The following is a 25,869-nucleotide window of genomic DNA, read 5'->3' as shown; positions in this document are numbered from 1 at the left end:
TGGGGAGGCTTGATCGTGAGTAAGACGTTTAGAAACAAAGACCGCAAGGCGGCCACGAAAGTGGTCGCCAAAGGCGCTTCTGTCTCTCACGGTCTGGCCTTGCCACAGCCTGATCCCACCCTTGATCCTTCCGCCGATCCCACCACACAGGATGGGGCCGGACGATTGTCGCAGTTTCTGAACAGCTGGGCGCGTGGCCTCTTTGCCAAACCTGCCCGCCGGTCCAAACATGTGCTGCGCAAGAAACGCAGCGGCATTGACGCGCTGGAACCGCGTGTCCTGCTCTCCGGCGATCCGATCAGCGCCGCCATGTCCTTTGCCGCGGGCAACAGTGATGCAACCCTGCGGGTGGTGGAGGTTGAATATAACCGCGGCACCGCCGATGCGCCGGACAGCCAGAAAGAACACCGCCTGCAGTTGATCCAGGGCGTTTCAGCCACCGGCAGCAATGTCATCGCCGAACGTCGCATCGTTGAGATTGATGGCCAAAAACGGGTTGTGACGGGCGACTGGGATGAAACCAGCACCCTGATCGACGTGCTGAACATCACCGGCAGCAGCGGCAACAACCGGCTGGTGATCGACCAGTCTGTTCTGTCATTGCATGAGGGCGTACAGTTTGACGTCTCGATGCAGGGCGGCAGTGACCAGATCATTGGCCCTTCGGTCAGCGAAGGGTTGGTGTGGTCGCTCGACAGCAGCGATGGCACCGGGTTCAGCGGTGAACTGGCCATGCTGGCGCCAACAGGCGACATGACCAACCCCAGCGCCGGGGACCGCACCCTTGACAGCCGCGTCACCTATGAGGGTGGCAGCCGCGATCAGTTCCTCAGCTTTTCAGGCGTGACCAGTATCGATGGCAACAGCAGCCGCGATATTCTGGCCGACCGGACCAGCGGGGCCAATGAATGGGCGCTCACCTGGGATGCCTCAGAAACCACGCTGACCCGCAGCGGGATTACATTTCAGGGCGCCGAAGGGCTGAAGGGGCAGGGGCAGACGCACCTGAACCTCTCCTCCGAGGCCCGCAGTGCCAGTCAGACCGGCGCGGATATCAACGCCGAAAGTGGTGAGCTGCGACTTTATGAGGCCGGTGACAGCAGCCGTCAAAGTCCGCTGATGCTGGACACCCGCGGTATCTCAGCCTTTACCGGCACCGATGGGATGGATCTGGCGCGGGCGGCGCAGGGCGTCGATTTCACCCTGCGGGGCGGCTATGACGTGGCCTATGGCACCGATGATCTGCTGCAATGGGATGTGACCAGCTTCAGCGCGACGGGCAATCCTGAGGCGGCGATCACCCTTGATTTCTTTGAATATACCACCAATCCGGCGACGCCAGCTGATGCCAACACCTGGGTGGACCTGACCCAGACCGCGCAGCTGAGCGGCGTTGATGAAATCCGCGGCGGCGATGCCGATGACCGGTTGATCCTGTCAGACACCAACGCCATGGCGGTGCTGATCAAAGGCGATGAGGAAAACGCAACGCTGGATATCGCGCGCGTGTCTGGTGGCACCTCGGTTCTGGTGGCCGACGATATTGAGTATCTGACCGCCACCGTGGCGGGGTCCATCCTTGATTACAGCACATTGGCCTATGACGTTTCGGTCGATTTCCAGCAGGGATCTGCCAGTGCCTTTGTCGGGATTGCAGGGTTCACCGGGGTCAAAACCGGCTCTGGTGAGGATGACATCATCGCCGCCGCCGACACCACCCTGATCGAAACCGGTGCGGGCGCGGATACCATCACGCTGACCCGATTTACCGGCGCGGTGAGTGTTGACGCCGGCGCCGGAGCGGATGTGCTGAAGGGCGATCTGGACGCGCGTTCAGACAGCTACGCCTATGTGGATGATGACGATCCCACCACGCCGGAGCCCATCTATGACGCCAATGGGGTTGAGATCACCCGCGATCCGGTCACCAATCTGCCGGTCGGCAGCTGGCAGGTCACGGATCCGCTGAACAGCCGCTTTGAGGTCACCAACCTTGATAGCAACGGGGCCGACGGCACCTTCAGCACCGTTCTGGATGGCACCACCGCGCAGGGTGCAACGGCCAGCTTTGCCAATGTCGAAACCATCGAAGGCCAAGGTGCCAGCGGGGACGAAGATATCTTGGTGATGAACATCGGCGCAGGCGCGGATCCGATCACCTGGCAGGTGGTCAGCGTCTATGAGGGTGCTGTGCTGATGGGCAGCGGTGCGCTGGCCTATACCAATGTGGCGCGTGGCCAGAACAGTGGCAGCCGTCACCTGACCCTGGCCTATTCCGATGCCAGCGGCGCGTTCAGCGAATATGATGGCGACGTCATTGTCGACCTGATGACCGGCTATGCCTCTGGTTTTGAAAGTTTTACCGGCGATGTGAACACGCTGTTGGGCACCAGCAAAAACGATTCACTCCTCGGCAATCTGGCAACCACCCGGATCGAAGCCCTGGCAGGCGATGACCTTCTGGGTCTTGAGGCGCTGGATGGCGCTGTGGCAATCGGCGGCACCGGCACCAACACGCTGGGCTACCGCAGCGCGGCGGGCACGGTCACCCTGACCAACACAAACGTCAGCCAGAGCAACAGCACTGCAAATGGCGTGGCCACCATTTCAGATATCAGCCGGGCGGTCATTCTGGCCACGGGTGACACCACCGGTGTTACCATTAACGCCAGCGTATTTTCCGGCAGCACCGTGCTGCAGGGCGGCAGCGGCGCGGATGTGCTGAGCAGCGGTTTGGGCGCTGAAAACGGCTTCCTGTCTTCCGATGGGTCGGACACGCTGACCAACAACGGCTCGGCCGGGGCCTATTATCTGGCCGAAGAGGCCAGCGGCAACTGGACCGTGGGCGATAGCGGTGCGACGGATATCGCGGTGGCGCGGGGCAGTGATTTCACCGACACGCTGATCGGTTCCTTCGATGAGGTGCGCCTGTTTGGCGATGAAAACGCCAACACCTTTAATGCAAGTGCCCTGACGCGGGCCAGCGTGGTTCTGTCTGGTAATGGCGGCGATGACATCCTGACCGGCGGGTCGCAGGATGACACGCTGAGCGGTGGCGATGGCTTTGACAGCTTTGATGGCGGCACCGGCACCGGCGATGTCCTGCGTGAGGATGGCTTCCGCGGTTATGACCTGACCAGCGGCGGGCTGTTCCACGACCGGGACACGGACACTGATTACACGATGACGGTGGCGCTGCCCGCGTCGACCGGCACGGATGACAGTTTCCGGCTGAAGATCACCGGGCTGGATGGGGTGCAGCTAACCTCAACCGCGCTTGGCTTTGCCGCTACGGATTTTGAGGTGCAGGCTGCGGTGCAGGCGATGCAGCTGTTTGACATCCAGGCCTATGAGGTCAGCACCACCCGGGATGGCACCGGGCTGCTGACCGGGATTGAGATTGCGTTCAAACACGGCTGGGGTGGTCGGGATCTGGGGCTGGCGATGCGCGCCACCGGATCGCACACGCCCTCCGGTGGATCTGAGACGCCGTTTGACACCGCGGCCACCATCGTTGTCGGCACCCGTGGCGGTGTTGCGCGCGAAACGGTGACGGGAATCGAACAGGCAGATTTCACCTTCCAGATCGATATGCCTGGCTGGGCCGTTGTAGATGGCTGGAGCGGCGCGGTGTCGATCACTGGCTCTGACCGGATTGACCATGTGACGCTCGGCGCGGATGACAGCGCTGATTTGGGCGAAGGCAATGATTTCATTGTGGTCACCGGCACCGGCACGCTGAGTGCCGATGTGGTGCTGAAAGGCGGCGAAGGGTTTGACCGGCTGACCGCCACTGGCCACACCACACAAACGTTGAGCAACACCACCCTGGCGCTGACCAGCGGCGCGGTGAACCATGAAGGGTTCGAAGACTATGTGCTGATCGGCACCGCCGGGGCGGACACGCTGGATGCCTCGGGACTGGCGGCGGGTGAGCTGACAGCGGCAACGCGTTTGTCGACACTAAACAACGGTGCGGGTCTGCCGATCCGGTCCTTGGACAATGACGCGATTGAGGTGGTCGACAGCTCCTCCGGGACGCCGGTTACCAGCAGCTTTGACACCGGCGAACGCGCCTATGACCTGAAGGTGATCCACCCCGACGGCACCGAAGCCTACGTTGATCTGACCGTTCTGGCCGAAACCATGCAGGATGTGCTGGATGCCTTCAACGCGGTCAACGGGCTGACCGCCACGATCAGCGGCGGCGCATTGGTCATCACCTCCTCTCTCACTGGGGCGGGGGCGCTGCGGTTCGAAGGGGTGGAGGTCACCGATAGCACCGCGCAGGGCAATTCCGGCACACCTCAGAATATCTACGTCGATACCTCCATGCTGGAGGCTTTGGGCCTCTCAGGGATGACTTTCTCAGGCGCGACGGTGACAGCTGGGCTGTCCAGCGGCACCTCGGTTCTGATCGACGGTGCGGCGGGGGATGACACGCTCACGGGCTCTGCCGGCGATGACCTGATCATCGCGGGTGCGGGGACGGACAATATCACCGGCGGTGCGGGCTATGACCATCTGCTGCTGTCGCGCAGCGCCATCACCGGGGCGATCACCATCGGGGCCGCCAATGCCAGTTCGGCAAGTGGCACGGACAGCTACAACGGGATCGAACTGATTGAGGCGCGCGGCGATGCGACGGCGCAAAATGTCGACGCGGGCAGCTGGACCGGCGATTTCCTCTATCGCACCGGCGGCGGTGCAGACACGATCACCAAAAGCGCCGGCGCCAACACCGTGGTGGTTGATGGCAACGGGATCCCCTTGGGCCTCAGCCTCAGCGGTGGGGCAGCCACCCCGGATGACGATCAGGTCATTGTTGAGTTGAGCGGCACGGTCACCGGTGATCTGTCCACCTCGGCGGCAGGGATCACCGATCCGATCACCTTTGGTGCAGTGCCGATGCTGGCAGAGGATCTGCGCCTCACCCGCGTGGATGACAGCGTCAGCAATGAGATCACCTTTGGCGCCAATACCAACTTTACCGCCGGTGGTGTGGTCAAATTCCAGGCGGACTCCATTGTTGTGTCTGCTGATATCGTTCAGACCGGCGGCACGCCTGAAACCAACCGTCTGATCTTTGAAACCACCAATTTCAGCCAGTTCCGCGGCACCCGGATTGCCAGCACGGGCGATGTGTTCTTCGTCGCCCGCAATGAGGACCGGCGCTGGACCTCGGGTTTCTACCAGATCCAGTCCTTTGACATTGATTACACCTTCGGCGCTGCTGGCAGCGGATCCGGCATGGCTGTGGTCGAAGGCCGCAACATCCGGATCGACATGCGCGCCGGCAAACTGCCGCCCAAGGATGTCTCCACCGGTGATGAAACATCGGATCCTAAGTTCCTGGATTACCTTGCAGAATTTGGCCAGGACTTCCTGGATCTTCTGGAAAGTCTGGCGCTGATTTCGGCCAATGCGCGGGTGCTGTCGAATGTTTCGCTGACCGCCACGGAACATTCGCAATTTGTCACCACCGGCACCGGGACCGAGGGCAATTTTGATGTGCGCGCCGCGACTGAGACGATCAGCTCAGCCAAGCCGATTGCGGTTCTTGCTGGTCTGGCGTTTGGTCTGAGTGAGGCCTATCACACCATCAAGATCGACAGTCTGCTGGATATATCAGGCGATATGGATGTGCGTTCGGTCGTGGATATGTCGACCGCAGCGCTGGCGGACAGCGGCGGGTTGGCCGGGATTGGTATCGGCATTGGTGTGACCATCAATCTGGTCAACAACAACGTCACTGTTGCGGCGGCTTCAGGTTCTACCGTTGAGGGCGATCTGCGCGTCACCTCAGATACAATCGAACGGATCCAGACCGAAGGCGGCGCCGCTTCGGCGGTGGATGGGGTCTTTACCCTTGGTCTGGCGGTTGAGGTGGGGATCAACAACACCTCGGCCCGGGTCAGCGGTGCGGATCTGACAGTAGACGGCAATCTGGTGGTGCAGGCCACAACCATGAAGGCCTCACTGGAAAAGAAAATCGGCTTCATTCTGCCCTATATGACGATGGGTGTTTCGGCCAGCGCGGCCACCGGCACCCTGGGCACGGGCAACTATCTGAACGATGCGGTCTCAAACGCGCTGCCCTTCACACCGGCGATCAGCATTGCGGTGTCCAAAGGGGCGGCGGCCCGGGAAAAGCCCGGCGGCTTGTTCAAATGGCTGAACAGCAAATACGAAGCGGCGCCTGTGCAGCCCACGGTGCAGGTTTCGGGCGCGATCGGCATTCTGGTCGATAAGGACAATGTGGATGCCTATCTGGGCGATGACAGCGCCACCAGCCTGATCAAGGTTGGCGGCACCACCAGCGTGGTCGGCACCGCAGCGGTGCGGCCCAAGATGACCACAACCGCGCTCAGCTCAAACGAGGGGGATGCGGGCGCAGGTTCCTCCAAGGCCGGGGTCAGCCTGGCAGTGAACGTCGGCATCATGGACATTGATGCAGACGCCACCATCACCGGCACCACCACGCTGCGGGCGCAAGGGGCGGTCAGCGTGACGGCCAAGTCTGAAAACAAGATCGATCCGTTGGGCCTTTGGGGTGCGAACCTTGTGGCGCCGGTTCTGGATGCAGCGGCAGCGCCAGATTTCAAGGTGGACAACGGCACGGTTCAGCAGGGCGATACCACCATTGCCGATGGCGTTGTGGATGTGGGCGCAGGCGATGTGGTTGAGGTGGGGGACAAACGCTATAAGGCCGAAGTGGCCCAGACCCAGATCAACCTGGCCGAGGAACAGTATAACGATCCCAGTTTCTGGGCGGAAATCACGCCCACCGGCACCGCGATTTCGGTGATCGGCGGCGCGGCCAACTATGTGGACGATAACTTCGGTCTGGCGGCCAACCTGTTTGACGTCTGGGGTCAAAGCTTCGCGCGTGGTTCGGTTGTTGGTGTGGCCATTTCCCTGTCCGTTCTGGATCTGGACTATGAGGCCAACGCCACCATCGCAAATGGCGCCAAGGTTGTGGTCAGCGCCGATGGGCAGGACGCGGGCACCGTGGGCAGTGGCCATGATGTAAACGTCAGTGCATCTGCGCAAAATGACATGATCGCCCTGCATGGTAACTTTGCGCCCTTTGGGCCAACCGCCGGCGACAGCAGTGCATTTTCGCGCAACAAGGGGTTCCGTCAGGGGATGGGCTCCTTCTACAGCAAACACAAATCCTCGCTCAGCAAGTCGCAGCCGGTGCAGAACCCGCTGGGCAGTGGGGATACGGAAAATGCGGTGGGCGCGGCGATTTCGGTCCTGCTGGAACGCACCCATGCCAACGCAACAATTGGCGATGCGGTCATCATTGCCAACAACCTGACCTCTGACAGCAGCGCCACCCATCTGAACTTTGGCCTGGCAGCGGCGGGCGGCAAAGGCTCCTCCGTGTCAGTCAACGGGTCGTGGAACCACACGACAATCGACAGTTCGGCGATCACCAAGATCGACTCGGGTGCGATGATCACCCTGGCGGGCAATCTGGATCTGGACGCGACCGAGACCACCACAATCGTGCAATTTGCCGGGGCGGTTTCGGCGTCCAACGGCACCTCGGTCGGCCTGTCTGGCGTCACCGTCCTCAGCGATCGCCATGCTGAGGTTCTGGTCGAAGGCAGCGGCGGCGGCACCTTCTCGGTCGGTGGCACCATGAGCATGGATGCAACCGTGTCCGGTGCGATCATCACAGGTGCCATTGCGGCCGCGGTGGCAACACCGGCACCGCCGGATGCCTCCGGTGGGGCAGGCGCGCCCTCCAGCAGCAGCGCGGCCGGATCCGGCGGCGTGGCCGGGGCCTTGCCCGCGGGCGTGTCACAGGGCGCGGCGCAGTCCAACTCGGGCTTTGCCGTGTCGGGTTCTGCCATCGGCTATGAAGAAGGCATCTACGTCAAAACCAAGATCGAAGGGCTGGCGCAGCTGACCGCCACCACCCTGACCACCAAGGCCGAAGACACCGCAAACCGCATTCTGGTGGCCGGCGCCGGGGCGATGACCGCCACACAGAACGGTGTGGGCGTGGCAGGCGCCTTTGTGGTGATCGACAGTCAGAAAGAAATCGACAGCCGCATTGCGACCGCTGGCAGCACCGCGATGCTGCTGAGTGCCGGCACGCTGACCATGCGGGCGCGGGACAATTCCGGTTACTTCAGCCTGGCCGCAGGTGTGGCCGCCGCCAAAGGCGCCAAAGGTGTTGGGGTTGCAGGATCTGTCACCGTGACGGTTGCGCGCACAGAGGTTGATGCGGGCCTTTTCGGCAGCTCAACCGCGCAGATCACGCTGGGCAGCGCCACGGCGGCCGATATCTCGGCGCGCAATGACGCGCTTTGGTTGCATATCTCAGGGGCTGTGGCCTATGGCACCACGGCGGGTGTTGGCGTCTCGCTAGGGATTGCGGTGATCGACAGCCTGGTGGAAACCCATCTGGACCATGTGGTCATGGGATCGGGGATTGAGGCCGCATCGCTGAACGCGCTGTCTGTGAACTCGCTCACGCTGGTGAACCTCAGCTTCGGCGTGGCTGTCTCAACCGGTGCCAATGCGGCCGGTGCGGGTGTGGGCATGGTGGCGATCAACGTCTATCGCGCCAGCACGGTGGTTGAGGCCACCGGCAGCACCATCGATGTGTCGGGCAGCGGCGCTATTGCGCTGACCGCCTTTGACGAAAGCGCCCTGTCGGCCACGGCGGGCGGCATTGCAGTGTCCTCTGGCGCGACCGCGGTGGGTGTTGCCATTGCGGTCAATATCGCGGCTGAGGCGGAAAACGATGCCAGCCAGACCCGCGGCACCGAGGTTTTGCTCACCGGCTCCACGCTCAACAGCGGCTCAGGCCTGTTGTCGACTATCGCAACCAGCGACCTGACCATGGTTTCCATCGCGGTTGGGGTTGCGGTGTCAAAGAGCCTGGCACTTGCCGGCAGCGCAGCGGTCAACCGCAATGACGTCGGCACCAAGGTTCTGGTGGATGAGGCCAGCACCCTTGCCGGCGACGGCTCCCTCCGGGTTGAGGCGGTGGATGTCTCGGACCACACCACAATTGCGGGCGGCGTTGGCGTGGCCTTTGACCCGGGCAAAGGCGGGGCAGGTGGTGCAGGGATCGCGGTCACCATCGTCGACACACCGGTCAGCGCGGCGGTGCATGGCACCGTCACCATGACGCAGGATGCCTCGATCATCGCGCGGGCAGATCAGACCAATGTCACCGTTGCCATTGGCGGTGCGGGATCCGGCGGCTTTGCGCTTGGCGGTTCTGTCGCCGTGACCACGGTGAACGGCGATGTGACCACCTCGGTTGCGCCTACTACGGCCAAAACCTGGAGCGTGCGGGATCTGACCGTCGCCGCGCAGGACAGTTCCTCGGTTGTCTCCATCGCGGGGGCTTTGGGGGTTGGTCTGGATTTCGGCGGTGTTGGCGCGGCCTTTGGCACCATCACCAGCAACCGGTCGATCACCTCAACCATCAACGGGCCGGTGTCGATCACCGCCTCAGGGCTGGTGCAGGTGACAGCGGGATCGGTGAAACCCGTTGGGGCGGGCACGGATAACGCCTATCTGGATGCCGCCATTGATGGGCTGGGCGATGATGCCTTCAGCCAGGATGACAATGCATTGGATAAAACCGATCTGCGCTCGCAGATGGTCAATATCACCGCGGCGGGCGGTGGTTCCAAAATGGTCGGGATCGGCTTTAACCTGGCCTATACCGAGGTCGACCGGGAGATCAGCGCCAAGGTCACCGGCGGTGCAACGCTGACCCTGACCAATGACGAAACCACCGCCATCACCAATGGGGAGACCGGGCAGACCAAGGGCCTGCTGGTTAAGGCCGATGATGCCAGCGGTATCGTTGTGGTCTCTGTTGGTGCGGCTGGCGCTGTGGGGCCGGATTCTCCCATTGCGGTGGCCGTGGCAGGCAGTGTGGCCTATTCCAACATCGACAGCTCGGTGATCGCTGAGGTCGGTACAGCCACGATCAACCTGCAGAATGAGGCGGATCTGGGCGTTCTGGCTCGCAATGATGCGGATATTGTCGCGGTGGCGCTTGGCGCCTCAGTTGCGATTGGTGGTGCATTGGGCGGCGGCGCGGTTGGCTTCTCCGCTGCGGTGAACAAGGTCTCGGGTGAGGTGGGCGCGCGGCTCTCGGGCACGGTGACGGCCAGTGGCGGCGCAAAAACCAACAACATCTACGTTGATGCGGAAAACACCGCCGGGATCGTTTCGGTCTCACTGGCAGCGGCCATTGCCGGCACCCATGGCGCGGTCAGCTTCGCCGGTGGCGGCGCCGGATCGGGCAACACCATTGCCGGGGCCACCTATGCGGTGGTCAGCGGGGCAACGATCAGCGGCGCGGATGACATGAAGGTCAACGCCGATGGCGAGGCCGACATCACCGCCGTTGTGGTGGGCATCGCCGTTTCGGTCACGGCCGGTGACAAGGGCAGCCTGTCCTTTGCGCTGGGGATTGCAGCGGCAAACAACGTCACCACCGGGCTGAACCGCACCATTGCGGGGCTCAGCGATACTTCGGATTACGTGGTGGCAGCGCGGGTGGCAGACAGTTCGGTTGTGCTCGATGGCGCCTTGGCGGTGGACGCGGTTGCCGATCAGGCGATCCGGGCCGTGGTTCTGGCAGCATCGGTTGCGGTCGCGGCCTCCAGCGGGTTTGGCCTGTCAGCAGCAGGCGCAGGGGCCGGGGCGGGCAACTATGGCTCCACCTCATCCCTGGCGGAGGTCAGTGGCAGCAGCAGCGCCCATCAGGTCGTGGCCAACGGCATCCATGTTGAGGCGGTGAACCTGTCGCGCATCACTGCTGTGATCGGATCTGCCGCCGTGGCTGTGGCCTTTGGCGGCGGCACCAATGTGGCGCTTTCGATCGCGGTGGGTGTTTCCGTCAATGAAATTGACGCCAAAACCGTGGCGCGGATCACCGGCTTCAGCGCCGCGGGCGCTTTGGATGCCGGCAGCGGCGCGATGGAGGTTCTGGCCAAGACCGAACGCGGTGGCGACCGGTTGGATATTTCTTCGACCTCCGTGGCGGCCTCGGTCGCGCTTGCGGCAGGTGGGGCCACGGGGATTGCGCTTGCGGGCGGCGGAGCCAATTCGATCAACACGGTGACCGGCGAAACCACGGCAGAGCTGAGCAACATCGGTGCCGGCACCGCGGGCACGGTGACGGTCAGCGCGCTCAACCGGATCGATATCGACGCCAATGTGGTGGTTGTAGCCGCAGGTGTTGGCGCAGCAGGCTCGGGCGGTGCAGGGGCGGCGGCCATTGGCGGCGTCTATGTCTCAAACACCGTGGGCAGCAGCAGCGATGCCTTTGACGTGCGCGCCAGCGTGGCAGATGCGCGGATGACCGTGGCGGGCGCCATGGCGGTGACCGCCAGCAACACCTCAACCATTTTCGCCAACGGTGATGCGGTGGCGGCTGCGATGGCCCTGTCCAGCGATGTGGCCGCCAGTGGTGCGGGCGCAGGCGCGGGCGTTTACAACAACGTCTATGTGAACACGGCCGCCTCGGTCTCGCGCACCAACGGTCCGGTGGGTGGGCTCAACACCATGCTGCAGGTCGCCAGCCTTGTGGTCACGGCGACGGACAACGCAGATATTGAGGCGGTTGCGGTCGGCGCGGCGGTGTCGGTCGCGATTGGCGGCACTGCGATGGCGGCGGGCATTTCCATTGGGGTGGCGATTGCCGAAAACACTGTTGGTTCCTCGGTTCTGGCAGAAATCAAAGATGGCGCTTTGGCGTCTGATCAGATGATCGTTGCGGGCACGGCGGCCAGTGGCAATACGGCAGCGACGGGGGGCAATATCACCGTCACCGCAGACAATGACGCAACGGTGCATGGCACCGCAGTGGCGGCCTCGGTCGCGGCGGGGGCGGGGCTGTTTGGCGGTCTGGCCCTGTCTGGCGCAGGCGCGGCGGTACATAATGCCGTCAACAACAACGCCGAAGCTTTCATCACAAATGCGCAGCTGACCACCTACAATGGTGACATCAATGCCATCGCCACCAATGACACCACGCTGAAGGCGCGGATCGTTACCGTCGCAGCTGCGGCCAGTGCCGGTATTCTGGCCGGTGCCGGATCCATCGGGATTTCCATCCTGACCAGCCGCGTGGGCGGCGATGAGGCTGCGGATCGTTCCCACCGTACCCGCGCCGTGGTCACCAACAGCGTGCTGAGTGCCAGCGGCGGGGTTGAGGTCAAGGCAGACGCCAAAGAGACCCACAATGTTGAGGCCGCCAGCGCATCTGTCGCGCTGGCAGTGGGCATCGGTGGCGCGGTCGCCGGGGCAGGGATTGGCGTTTCGGTGTCCAACTACTCCACTGTGGAGGCATTGTCCGCCGACAGCCTGATCACAGCAGGCGGGGACATCAAGATCCTGTCCTACGCGGAAACGCTGGTGAATGACGATGTGCCGAACGGGTCAGGCTCTACCATGGTGGGGGTCGCGATTTCGGTCGGCCTTGGCGCGATTGCGGTCAATGTGAACATCCTGAAGGTTGATGTGCAGAACACCTCACATGCGGATGTGACCCATTCGGGCCATAGCGGTGCGGTGCTGAACGCAGGCGGCAATGTCATGGTGGAGGCGGACTCCATCTCACGGCTCACGGACCTCAACGGTGTGGGCGTGGCGATCTCGGGCGGTGGCATCTCGGCCACCGGGGGTGGTTTGAACATCACGCTGACGGTGAACAACAGCGTGCGTGCGATGGTGGATCTGTCGGGCAAGGATTCCGAAATTCAGGCGACATCTGGCGCAGTGACAGTTAAGGCGCTGGACACGGCCGAGTTCAGCTCAGACGTGGCCAATGTGAACGCGGCGATTGCGCCCATCGGTCTGGCCGTTGGTGCGGCGGTGATGAAAAGCCGCCATTCCTCAACCGTGACCAGCCTCATCAAAGACGCGAGGATCACCGCGCAATCCGTTGAAGCCAGGGCAGAATCCGATGTCGACATCACCGATGTCGGCGCCACGGGCGTCAGCGTCGGGGCCGTCGCGATTGAGGTGAACGTCGCCCGGGCCGAGGCGGCAGGCACCGTCAACACCACCGTGGACAACGCGGTTCTGGTGGGATCGGACTATGTGGATGTGAAGGCGCTCGCCGATCTGTTCCTGCGCTCCTCAACGCTGGGGGTTTCGGCCGGTCTGGGCGCCATCGGGTCGATGACCGCCTTTGCCGAGGCCGGTCTGGGCGCCGATGATGGTGGCACGGATGACGGTCAGGCCGACGTGCTTGTGACCTTCCAGAACAATGCTGAGGTTGTCAGCCAGCAGCTGAATGTGCTGGCCGATGCTGAGGTGGATATGTTCGTGGACACCACCGCAGGCGGTGGCGGTGGCTTTGCCGCCATCGGGGCGGTCAGCCATGTGCGTGACAACACCACGGCTGAGGTCATGGTTGGCGCCAACACGCAGGTGCAGGCGGATGGGGTCAACATTTCAGCGCGCGCGGAACGGGCGATGGACGGTGATGCCGATGCCAACTCACTGGCAGCGGCCAGCGGGGCCGGGGCGCAGCTGAACCTGACGGCGGAGGGCGATGCCCGGGTGATCTTTGCCTCAGGCACCGGGGCCAATGACCGCACCAAGATCACCGGCGGTGCGATCCAGATCGATACCTACAACAAGGTCTACAAGGAATATATCGTTGGCATCGGCGGCGCGACGGCCTCTGACACCAACAATGTTTCGTCCGGTTCCGGCAACCTGGCTGGGCTGACCATCATCGGCACCCGGTCCTATGTCGGCACCGGCAGCGATAAATCCCGCTCGGCGATTGATCTGGGCGATGTCTGGCTGGAAGGCAAAGGCACCTTCGAAAACAAATCCCGCGTTCTGGTGCGTGCGATCACCGATCATTCTGCCGCGGATTCGGTTGAGGTCTTTGCGCTCTCGGGTGTCGCTGGTCTGGCGGTGTCTTACACCGAGCAGGAGATCAACGCCGAAACCGATGTCACGATGGACGGCGCATATATCGATAACCTTGGCGGCGACGTGAAGGTCGAAACCCGTGCCAATGTGCGTAACACCGCAGATGGTGCGGTGTTCCAGACCGGCGCGGTTTCGGCCAACCTTGGCATTGATGTGAAGGCCCGCACCAATTCCGCCACTACCATCGGCGTCAACAACGCGCTGATCGAAGGCGCCCGCGTGGAACTGAGCGCGGGCAAGGCCAATGGCACCGTCAACTCGACCATTTCGCGCACGGCGGCCAATGGCTCACTGGTGTCGCTGGGCATCTCGCTGGGGGTTGCGCTGCAAACCAACAGCACCGATCGCGTGGCTTCGGTGGATATTGACAGCACCTCACGGATCAACTCGGCCGGGAACCTGTTGCTGAGTGCAGAACGCGGCCTGTTCCAGGAAAGCTATGATGGTCTGGTGCTGGTGCTTGCGGTGCCACCCTATGGCTACAACGTCACCAATCAGGGCAGTCATACCGGATCGGCCAATGTGAACATCGATCCGGCCGCCAAGCTGCGGGCCGGGGTGAACTACCAAACGGTCTATGAGGTTGCCTATGTCGGCACCGGATCGACCAACCGTTGGCAGGACAATGCCGTCTCAGCCACGCCGCGTCAGCTGACCGATGCGGAAAAGGCCGAGATTGGTGTGGCCAGCAATCAGGATTACGTCATCCAGTATTGGGATCCGCAGACGCTGGCGACCGATATGTACAATGGCGATATCGTGCTGCTGGAGGCCGTCAATGTGACCAGCGGCGATGCGCAGGGCACGGCGGGGAACTATTACCAGTATCTGGGCACCGGGCCGACGCCGGTGATCACCCAAGCCACCGATTACACCAACACTGCCCTGTGGCGGAACCTTGGTGCAGCGCCGGACCAGCTGGCGCAGGATCGCGCCTTTGGCTCCAACGCCAATGACTACATGCGCAATGCCTTCCTGAACCAGATTGTGGTTGTGCGCCCCGGCACGCTGGACAATCCGGTGATCAGCGTTGGCCAATTGGCGACGCTTCTGGCCTCGCAGTATCAGCAGGTGCGCCAGTGGATGCGCGATCACAACTCCAACCCTGAGGCGCTGGTGCGCTATCAGGCACAGCTGGATCAGATCGTCACCCAGATGACCAACCTGGGCCTGCAGCCGCCCACCGGCAGTGGCGATGTGCCGCCGGTGATCGAGCAGACGCTGCCGACGATCTTCCTTGAGATCCCCAATATCACCGCCGCGCCCGGCTCGATCTTTATTGAGAGCGAACAGGCGATCACCAGCTTCACCGGGCTGGTCACCGGCACCGATCCAACCCTGATGGCGCATCGCGATGTCACGGTTGAGGTGCTGTCAGATGTCTTCATGATGCACCGCGTCAATGATGTGGTGATCGACAATACCAAAGTGGCCCGCTTCAGCGCCGCCACCGGCGATTATACTGAGTTCTATCCGGGCAATATCTACGCCAATGATGTGCTGGTGCCCGGCTCCACCCAGCGCACTGGGGAAGCAACCGCCAATATCACCATCCAGATCAATGCGGTGAACCGAAACCGTTATGAATACGTGGATGCGATTGCCACGGTCTATGCCGCCAACAATCAGGTGCCGGATCCCAATACTGGCGCGCTGGTGCCTGCCACCCTGCCGAACCTGCCGCCGGATCTCTATCTGCTGGGCTCGGTTGTGAACGATCTGGGCAATGTGACCGTATCGACCACCGTGGGGGCGATCCGCCTGACGGGCACTGTGCTGGCCAAGACGGTGAACATCCAATCCGGTGGGGACTTCGTTGTCTCAACCGATTGGTATCACGCCGGGGCCAACCCGCGCACCTATGCCGGGATCAGCGCCTTTGTTGGTGACCTGGAGCCGAACAACGGCAACAGCGCCAAAGGCGCAACCGCAACCGCCTATGCCACCGTCGGCGATGGCTCTGGCACCGCCGAGGCCATTCAGGCCGGCGCCGCGCTGGCCGCATCACAATCGGCTGTGGTGGCCAATGGCATCGTGTCGATTGTGGCGACCAATGTGAACGTCAACGGGCTGATCCAATCGGGGGTCAAATCCGCCTCGATCACCATCCCGGAAAACTTCACTCCGCCGTCGATTTCCACCTCACTGGTCAGCGCCAGTGATCAGGGGCTTTATGGGGTGCAGTTCGGGGCCATCAATGGCACGCAGGTGCCGCTGTCATCGCGTTGGGATGAGCAGGAACAAGCCATCATCATGGATGAGATCGATTTTGCCGGTGGGCGGATTGAGATCACTGGCGATGTCTTCTCCACCGGCAACGGTCAGTTGTTGGTGGCCTCGGGCTATGCCGATGTGGCGATCAAGAACTACTCCAACTACGATCTGATCCTGAACGGGATCAACACCAGCCGCGACCGCGAAGGGGTGATTCAGATCACCGACACGCTGAACAAGCAAGGCGGTGCCGCCGCCAGCCGCACGGTCTATACCGAAAACGCCGGTGGCATGACGGTCGAGACCTTCCGCGGTGACGTGCAATACGATGCCAACGGCGATTTCGAAGGAGTGCAGTTCACCTCACTCGGCAGCAGCTCCATCAACGGGCTGACCACCACCTATGCGCCGAAGGACGGCACTTATTACGTCTGGACCGAAGGTCAGGCGACAATCCTGCAGACCATCGAAACCCGCTATGTGAAGACCTTCAACCTGTTCTTCAACTTCTCAGCCGGGGGCGGCACGCTGCTGTCTGAAAACCTGGAAACGCTGAGCGACAGCCCGCTTTTGGAAAGCCAGGGCACACAGAATTACTACGGCGCGGATGGGATTTCCTCGCTTGGGGGCTGGACCACCGGCACGCCGCCGGCCAACGCCGATATCATTGCGCGGTTCCAGAACGTTTCGAACGTGGCGGTGACGCTGAACAACGGTGATGTGATCCGTCACGATTACACCTCCGGCAGCACCGACATGACGGATTATTACCGTTACAACCCGTCGGATGCGGCTGCGACGCTGGAAATTGAGCTGAGTGAACTTTTTGAGGCCGATGGTAGCCTCAAGGCGATCTACACCGGCGATTTCAACGCTGTCACCGGCGAGGATTTTGACGAAACCAACCGCGACACCGGGGAATACCTGTCTGACTTCAAAAACTTCGACCAGACGCACCGCCGCTGGTCCGAAGGTGGCGGTTATATGAAGAAAAAGACCGTCTATAATGAAACGACAACCACCGAAGGCCTGAAGAAGTACTGGGATATCGGTCTGCGCGCCAACCACGCGATCGAAATCGGCTTCCTGGAAAGCAGCGCCACCCCAACGGTGCTGATCGAAAGCGTCGGCGATGTGATCCTGTCAGGTGACATCCGCACCGCCGCCCATGCCGAAGTGTCGATCAACAACAACTTTGCCACCCCGTCCAAGGCCTTTGGCGCCAATGGTGGCGGTGTCAGCGCGACCAAAAATGTCTCGATCAGCGGCAAGCTGCAGGCGATCCGCACCAATGGCACCGTCGACTTCGTGCTAATCAATTTGGTCAACACCGCGGCCCCGGCGGCCTTCAGCAGTGCGGCGGCCAGTTCGGTGGCTGTGCCCACCGATGTGCAGGTGCTCGATATTCAGGTCAGCTCGGGCGATATTCTGATCGGCTTGGGCTCCAACACCAACGACAAAGGTTCCGTCATCATCAAGGAGCTGTCCACCGGCAGCGGCACCGTGGCGATCAACGCGCCGCAGGGTATCTTTGCTGAGGCTAAGGCCGCAGGCGACACCAGCGCCCATATCACGGCCGACCGGATTGAGCTGCAATCCAGCCAGTCCGTTGTAGGCACCGAAGCGCAGGCCATGCTGATCGACACCAACCATCTGGTGGTGGACGGCGGGTTTGCCGGTGCGGCAGCGCTGGGGATGAACGTGGTTGAGGTGGCTGGCGATCTGCATCTGGTCCAACCCGAAGAGATCCGCACTGATTTCCTGCGGGAGGATGATCCGGGCCCAATCTCAGCCGGCACTCTGACGGGCATTCTGCGTCTGACGGCGCTGGATGGCTCAATCCTGGATTATAACTTTGAAACCGACGGTGCGCTGACAAATGCGCGGCTTGCGGCCTATCAGGCGCGTCTGGGTCTGACCGATGGCAACCGGACAATCGCGGGCAACCAGTTGGATAACCAGGTGGTCGCGGACTACCAGCTGTATGTGGAATACTGGAACCTGATCCGCACCCCGGCGGGGTCTGGCCCGGTGGATCCGGATCTGAACAATGTGGCGGCCTTCAACACGCTGGTCACCAACACCGTCGCCGCCAACCCCGGCATGACCGAGGCGCAGGCGCGGGCACAGCAGCTGGCGCGCTTTGATGCGCTGCACGCGGTGGAATACGATCAGGGCTTCCGCAACAGCGACAGCTACAACCGCTACTTCGCCCTGATCTGGAGCGCCAGAGAAAGCGTGGCACTGGATCAGATGAGCACCTTCCAGGCGCTGGCGGATGATCAGCTGCTCAGCCAGTTTGCCGGTGATTTCGCCGACACTTACAGTGGCATTCACACCGTCCTGGCAGGGCGGGACGTGGGCGCCAGTAGCGCGGCGCGGATCTATGTGGAGACGATCCACACCGATGCGGCCAGCCAGCCGGATCTGGCAAGCAACGCCGCCTATCAGACCTATATCGCGGATCTGACAACCGGTGGTGCCACAGCGGTTGAAATCGCCGCTGCCGAGGCTGAGATGGCCGTGCTGCATGATGCGCTCTGGGCGGCAGAAAACACCCGGTTGCAGGATTACATCGATGTTGTGCGTCTTGGCGCGCAGGCCGAGGGTGGCAAAGACAGCGGTGGCCAGTATCTGGACGTCTGGTCGCAATTTCTGACCCGCGGCACCACGGCGCAGGTCGCTGATGATATGGAGCTGGGCAATTTTGATGCGCTGGTCAGCGGATTTGACGGCGCGGCGGCCCGCACCGCGATTGAGGCGGATCTGACCTACACCTACGGCGTGCTGCATGAGGCCAATCGCGATGCGACCGGGCCCAAGGCCAGCTATGTCGAAAGCCTCTATCTGGAAGGGGCCGCCCGTGAGGCGGCAATTGACGCCGAACTGGCCAGCATGACCAGCCTGAACCAGACCTTGCCCGCAGCCGTGGCCAAGGCTCTCTACCCGCTGTTGGAGGTCGGATCGATCTCAGGCGCGGCAACGGCGGCGGCAGAAAACGCCAATATCATTGCGCCTGAGGTCTTCTTGGTGGCGGCCGGCACAGACGCCGGTGAGGGGCAGATCGGTACCCTGACGGAACCCAAGGATATTGATTTCACTGCCCCGATTGAGCTGGATGCCACACTGTCGGATGCCGAAAATCAGGCCCGTCTGGACGCGCAGAACCTGCGCCGGGCGCTGCAGGTGCAGGACATCGTGGATGTGGTTCATCAGATCTATGTGCGCACAGGCGGTGAGACGGTTCTGGCCGATGCCCCTGAACGTGGCGCGCTGGAGGCGGATACCGCAAACTGGACCAAGCTGGACCTGATCTTCTCTGATATGACCGATGGCAACCGCCCGACGGTCACCCTCAGCAATGGGCAGGTTCTGGGTCTCTGGAACACCTGGCCGGGCAGCGCTGATGCTACTGCCCATACCTATCGTCTGTTCCAATATAGCGGTGCAGGCACCGGGGCGATTGATCCGCAATCGATTGACTGGGACAACCCGCCGAGCGGCTGGAGTGAGCTGACAACAATTAAACAGGTGCCTGAGGTTGGTACTGTAACCGTTTCAAATGGCGATATTTTTTCGGATCTCTGGGATGTTCAGCGGGTCTCGGCGCGGCCGTTTGCGGATGTGAATCTCCGGGCCACGGCGCTCAATGCGGCGACCTATCTGACGATGACCTCTTCCTCGGTTGCAGGCATTGGTCATGACGGGGTTGAGCTGCACATTCGTGAGGCCAACAGCGGAGGCTTCCTGCGGTTGCTGACCACCGGCTCACTGATTGACGCATCGCTCAGCGGCACCGCTGCGGCGACCGCAAGTGATTACATCAGTCTGGTGGCAGACGGTGCGATCGGCACCGGCGATCAAGCCTTCACAATCAATACGTTGAACGATGCAGTTCTTCTGCTTCAGGCAGGCAGTGACGCCAGCATTGAACAGTTGGGCGGGGATCTGAACGTGCAGCGCGCCCTGACCGGCGGAGATCTGGAACTGACCGTGCCGCAGAACCTGATTGTTGGCGACATTGACGCAGGCGGAACTGTGAAACTGAACGTCGGCGGCAATGTCAGCGATTTTGCCAATGACGATGGCGACCCCAGCGCAGATATCACCGCTGCGGCGATGGAACTGGATGTCACCGGCAGTTTCGGCACCTCTGGCGCACGGATTGAGATTGATCTGGGTGCAGGTCTGATCGGCACCGTCGGTGGTACCTTCTTTGTGCATGATTTCAATATCTTCTCGCTCGGAGGTGATCTGACCATCACCGGTGCCGCGGATATCCTCAGCGAAGCTTCGATGCTGGGCAGCGCCACTGCGACGCTGACGGCGGCGGGCATCACGCTGCAGTCCCGTCTGGGCGATATCGGTGCGATCAGCCCGCTGGTGCGCTTTGACATTGCGCTGACATCGGGCGGCTTGCTGACGGCGACGGCGGTGAACAATATCGTGGTCAGCTCAGCCGGCGCGGTTGCGGTCAATCGCATGACCTCGCAGCAGCTGATCGATATTGAGGCGGTGGGGGCTGTCACCGATGGCAATGCAGATACCGCGCTGAACATCGAAACCACAAACCTGCGGGTTGCCGCACTGGGTCTTGGCACCGTTGGCAATGCGGTTGAAATTGACGCGACCCGGCTGGCCTTTGACATTGGCACCGACGGTGTTGTTGTCGAGGATATCGACGGCGGGCTGCGCATTGATGAAAACCACTACAGCGGGTTTGCCGCGCGGTCGGCGGGCGATGTTGCGATCTCCTTGCGTGAAAGCACGGATCTTGATGAAGATCTGGTGATTGCCGGTAACGTCTCCGTTGGGCAGGCCGGTCAGCCGGATCGCAACCTGACCCTGACCGTTGGCGATGATTTCACCCAGACCGCGGCCAGCTCGATTTCGGCCACAGGCGCGATTGACCTGCAGGCCGATGTGCCCAGCGGCGATGCGGATGCGGGGGCTGAGGTGCAGATCTTTGGCGCGCTGTCGGCGCAGCAGATCACGGTCACCACCGGCCTCGACAAGGACAGCGTACTGGTGCAGCCGGGCGTGATCAGCGGCGATGTGCTGATCCAGACCGGCGCCAATCAGGATGCGATCACGATCACCGAGCTGGGGGAACGGGATCCGGCGGATGAGTTTGTGATCGACGGGCAGGGCGCCACCGATGAGGTGGTGATCAACCGCAACAGCGCTGAGGTCAGCAATGTGATCACCGTGGCCGACAGCGGCGCCCCCAATGACGGTGCGGATATCCTGACCATTAACGGACGCGATGGGGCTGCCGATGCCATTCTGGTGCGCAAGGAGTTCATTGCGCTGCTGAATGAGGATGGCGCGGGCAACACGCTTGATCCGGTCGAGCGCATCATCTACGCGGGCAACCGCAATGGCAGCGATTTCAACGTCAATGGCCGGGTGCGGGTGAACAGCCTGGACGGCAATGATGCCTTCTATTCCGACGACAGCGGCACGATGATCACGCTGGACGGTGGTGCGGGTGATGACCTGTTCCAGATCGGCCAGATGTACGGATCCGACCGTGTGGCGCCGAATGTGGCTGCAGGCGATGAGATCGAAACCAATGAAACCACCCAGGGCTTCCTGTCGGTTGGCAATAGCCATCCGATGACGGTCTTTGGCGGTCTTGGGCATGACACGTTCAACGTCTATTCCAACAAGGGCCTGACCAAACTCTTTGGCGAAGATGGCAATGACACCTTCGTGGTGCGCGCCTTTGTTCTGGCCGCAGATGGCACCACGCTGGCGGGCGGCGGGGACACCGAAGCCTTTGGTGGCGTCGGGGATGACACCATCCTTTATAACCTCAACGCACCGCTGAAACTGGATGGCGGCGCGGGCACCGACTCGATCGTTGTGTTGGGCACCGAACAGGATGACAGCTTCCTGCTGACGGATGAGGGCATTTTTGGTGCGGGCCTGAACATCAGCTTCGAAGGTGTTGAAAAGGCTGAGGTTGATGGCCTTGAAGGCGATGATACCTTCTACGTTCAATCCACCGCGGCGGGCATGTCGCTGACCGTGATCGGCGGCCTGGGATCGGACTACATCAGCGTTGCAGGTGATGTGACCACCGACATCGTGTCGCTGGAGGTTGAGGGCACCAGCGGGGTCGTGAACCATTCGGTGGCTTCAACGGATCCCAGCTTCAATGAGATCTTTGTGGATGGTTTGCGCCTGAACGTCGCCACTGAGGAGTCGGGCCTGTTTGAGATCGACAGCAGCGGTCTGGCCAGCCTCGATGAGGGCGGGGCCTTTGGCTATTACGATATCCGAATGACCACGGCGCTCAGCACCACGGCCTATCTGACGGTATCGGCGGCGCGGTCTTCGGGGCAGGATCGCAATCTGCCGGGCGCGGTCAAGGCCAACTCGGCCCTGGTGTCCACCACCTCGCGCGGTGAATATCAGTCAGCGACCGTGCTGACCTTCACCAATTCCACCGCCTGGCAGCGGGTCTATGTGCAGGCGCCTGAAGATGACGCCGCTGAAGGATCGCGCACTGTGGTGATCAGCCATCAGGCCAGCGCCGCGGCTGCCGGTGATGCGACCGAGCAGACCCGGATCAATGAGGCCAAGGTCAATAACACGGAAATCACCGTCTTTGACAATGACGCCTACGGGGTACTGGTGGATGGCGATCCGGCCAGCATCGATGTGACCGAAGGCGGTCTGGGCCAGGATCTGACGCTGCGCCTGTCACGCGCACCTGAGCCCGGCGAAGATGTGGTTTATGAGGTGAGTTATCCCGGCAATGACTTCACAGTCACCAGTGCGGATGCCAACGCCTATATGGCCGATGGGATGCTGCACCTGCGCTTCACCCAGGCCAATTACGCCGCGGGGATTTCGGTCACTGTGACGGCGGTGGATGACGCCATTGTTGAAAACCGCGAACGCCAGACCCTTTCGGTGACTCTGGACAGCGCGGACACCACGCAGGCCAGCTGGGATGACCAATCCGGTGGTGCTGAGGTGGATGTGCGCATTCTGGACAATGACAAGGGTGAGGTGATCGTCAGCGAAACCAATGGCGATACCATCGTCACCCAAAGCGCGCCCGACAGCTACACGCTGCAGCTCTCCAAGGCGCCCACTGCGGATGTGGTGGTCTCGGTCCTCAGCGATGGCAGCACGGTGGCCAGTTCCTTGGACAGCCGCTGGGATGATGCGGCCAAAACGGTGACCTTCACCGCGGCCGATTGGAACACACCGGTCACCATCTGGCTGGCCGCCTCGAGCACACCGCCAAGCGAACCGCAGCCTACGGTGAAACCAGGCGTGCAGGATCACATCATTGCCGGCGTGCAGGGGCCGCTGACGGTCTTTGGCGGGGTTGGCAACGGCGCGGACCGGACCATCGCCATTGCCAAGACATTGCCGACGGAAACAAACGCCGATCTGCCACAGGTTGAGGAGCTGGTGAATGAGGATGAGCAGACCGACCGTCTGGTTGTCTTCAACGATGGCAGCGCTGCGGTTCAGTCCGGCACTTTGAGCGAAGACAACATCTCAGGCTTTGGTCTGGGCGCGACGGATCTGGTGTTGAACAACGGCACCACCGCGGTGCCGGATCTGGTCACCTACCGTGCCGGCATCAACTACCACCAGATGGAAGTGGTGGAACTGCTGCTGGGCTCAAACGCCGACACGCTAGAAATTGAGAGCACCGCCGAAAACGCCCTGACCGTGGTTCACGGCGGCGGCGGAGGTGACACCATCACCGTGACCGGTGCCGATGGCAGTGCCAATGTCGGCGGCGACAGCCGGACGCTGGCCGTCTTTGGGGACACCACGCAGGACGGGCAGCGCTACAACAGCCGCTCGGATGCGGTAGATGGTACCGGCCGTCAGTTTGCGGCTGGTGGTGATGATGTGATTGATGTCAGCGGCGCCAATGGCTTTGTCATGGTCTATGGCGGGGTGGGCAACGATGTGATCACCGGGACCAACTTCAATGACCACCTGCTGGGCGGGTCCGGCAATGACGTGATCCATGCGCTGGCTGGCAACGATCATGTCTATGGCGACAATGGTCTGAACATCGATCAATCGGTGCGCAAAGAGCTGCAACCACAGCTGATTTCCATCGCCCTGTCGCAGGATCCAACCGCGGCTGGGTTCAACGCGCTGACCGGCGATGCGCTGACCGCGGGTGCCGACCAGATCACCGGCAGCGGCAACAATGTGATCGTGACGGACTTTGGCGTCATCGAGCAGATCGCTGGCACCAACCGGGCCTTTGACACTGCCAGCCTGACCCGCGTCACCTCGGCCCGGGCGGATGAGGGCGGTGCTGACACGGTGACCCTGACCGATGGCTTTGATCTGGTGATCGGCGGGCAGGGCGGTGACACCCTGTCAATCGGCACCGGTGGCGGCGCGGTTCTGGGCGACAATGGGGAGATCGTAATCGACCCAACCACCCAAGCGCTGAGTGAGATGCAGACCACGGACACCGCCCATGGCGGCGGCGATGTGATCACGGCTGGCAACGGGTCGGCCTACCTGTTTGGCGGCAGCAATGGCGATACCATCACCTCGGCCGATGGCGATGATGTGATTGCCGGCGATCAGGGCAGCCTGACCTTCAGCGATGGGGTGCGCGCGGTCTTCACGGTTGAGATTGAGGATCCCGCCTATGGTGGCGACGACGTGGTCTCCACCGGGATTGGCGATGACTGGGTGATCCTGGGCGAAGGTGCCGACAGCGCATTGTCAGATGACGGTCTGAACATCGTGCTGGGCGATGCCGGTCGGATTGAGGCCAGCGCCAGCACCGGTGTGGCCGTGCAGATCGACACAGCGCAGCCCACACTTGGCGGTGATGACACCATCATCGGCGGCGCAGGTCGCGACGTGCAGTTTGGCGGCGCCGGCGCGGACAGCCTGACGGGCAATGCCGGTGATGACCTGATGCAGGGCGATCACGGGCTGCTGACACGCGAATTGCCGCTAGCCACCGGACAGTGGACCTTTGAAAGCAAGGACATCACCGAAGGCGGCGATGACGTGCTGATCGGCGATACGCTGGCGGATCCTGATATCGGCCGCGATTTCATGATCGGGGGCATTGGCAACGATACCTTCTCAATGAGCATCGGAACCGATGTGGTGGCAGGTGAATTCCTGCGCGTGCGCTTTGAAAAGGATCAGACGGGTGAGGAAACCATCACCTCCTTCCTGACCCCGGCGGTGAAGGATCTGGACCTGCTGGTGCAAATCACCCTTGGGGTGAACTTCGCCTCTGAGGCCAGCGCCATTGTCGGCCCGCCCGAAGGGGTGAACGTTGACTTTGGCCTGCCCGACGATGTGCGCATTTCGATCACCGACCGGATGGATCTGATCTTCCTGCTGGAGGATATGCTGACCGGCGCGATGATGGAGGGGCTGCTGTCTGAACAGGCCGCGTCTGAGGTTGCGGGGCTGCAGGGCTTCCGGATGCTGACACCTGAAATTCTGGCCACCTTCGGCGTTGACCCGGCGGTGCTGGAGCAAGAAGGCGACGCCCCGGCGGAACCCGCAGCGCAGCCTGCCGACCCCAATGTCGTTGAACCCAGTCTGCCAAACCCGGAAGAGGCGCAGAACCTCTTTGGTGTGACGCCTGAGGCGACAGAAACCGCCGCGGCGGCGCCGCAGGGTGGTTGGCGAATGGCGGGCTGGCGGCTAGGGTCATCCGACACGGTTTCCAACGGATAG

Annotated in this window: 1 protein-coding gene; it reads left to right on the top strand. The window is 62.0% G+C overall.

Annotation, left to right across the window (positions count from 1 at the left end):
• Positions 1–15: 15 nt before the first annotated feature.
• The gene (locus ACORLH_RS12300; RefSeq protein ID WP_321828699.1) at positions 16–25,869 is read left to right on the top strand and encodes an LEPR-XLL domain-containing protein; all 25,854 of its coding nucleotides are present in this window, start codon (positions 16–18) and stop codon (positions 25,867–25,869) included.

Source organism: Thalassovita sp. (genome assembly GCF_963691685.1).
GTDB lineage: Bacteria > Pseudomonadota > Alphaproteobacteria > Rhodobacterales > Rhodobacteraceae > Thalassobius.
The sequence above is the reverse complement of the archived record's forward strand: the minus strand, read 5'-3'. Positions and strand labels throughout refer to the sequence as shown.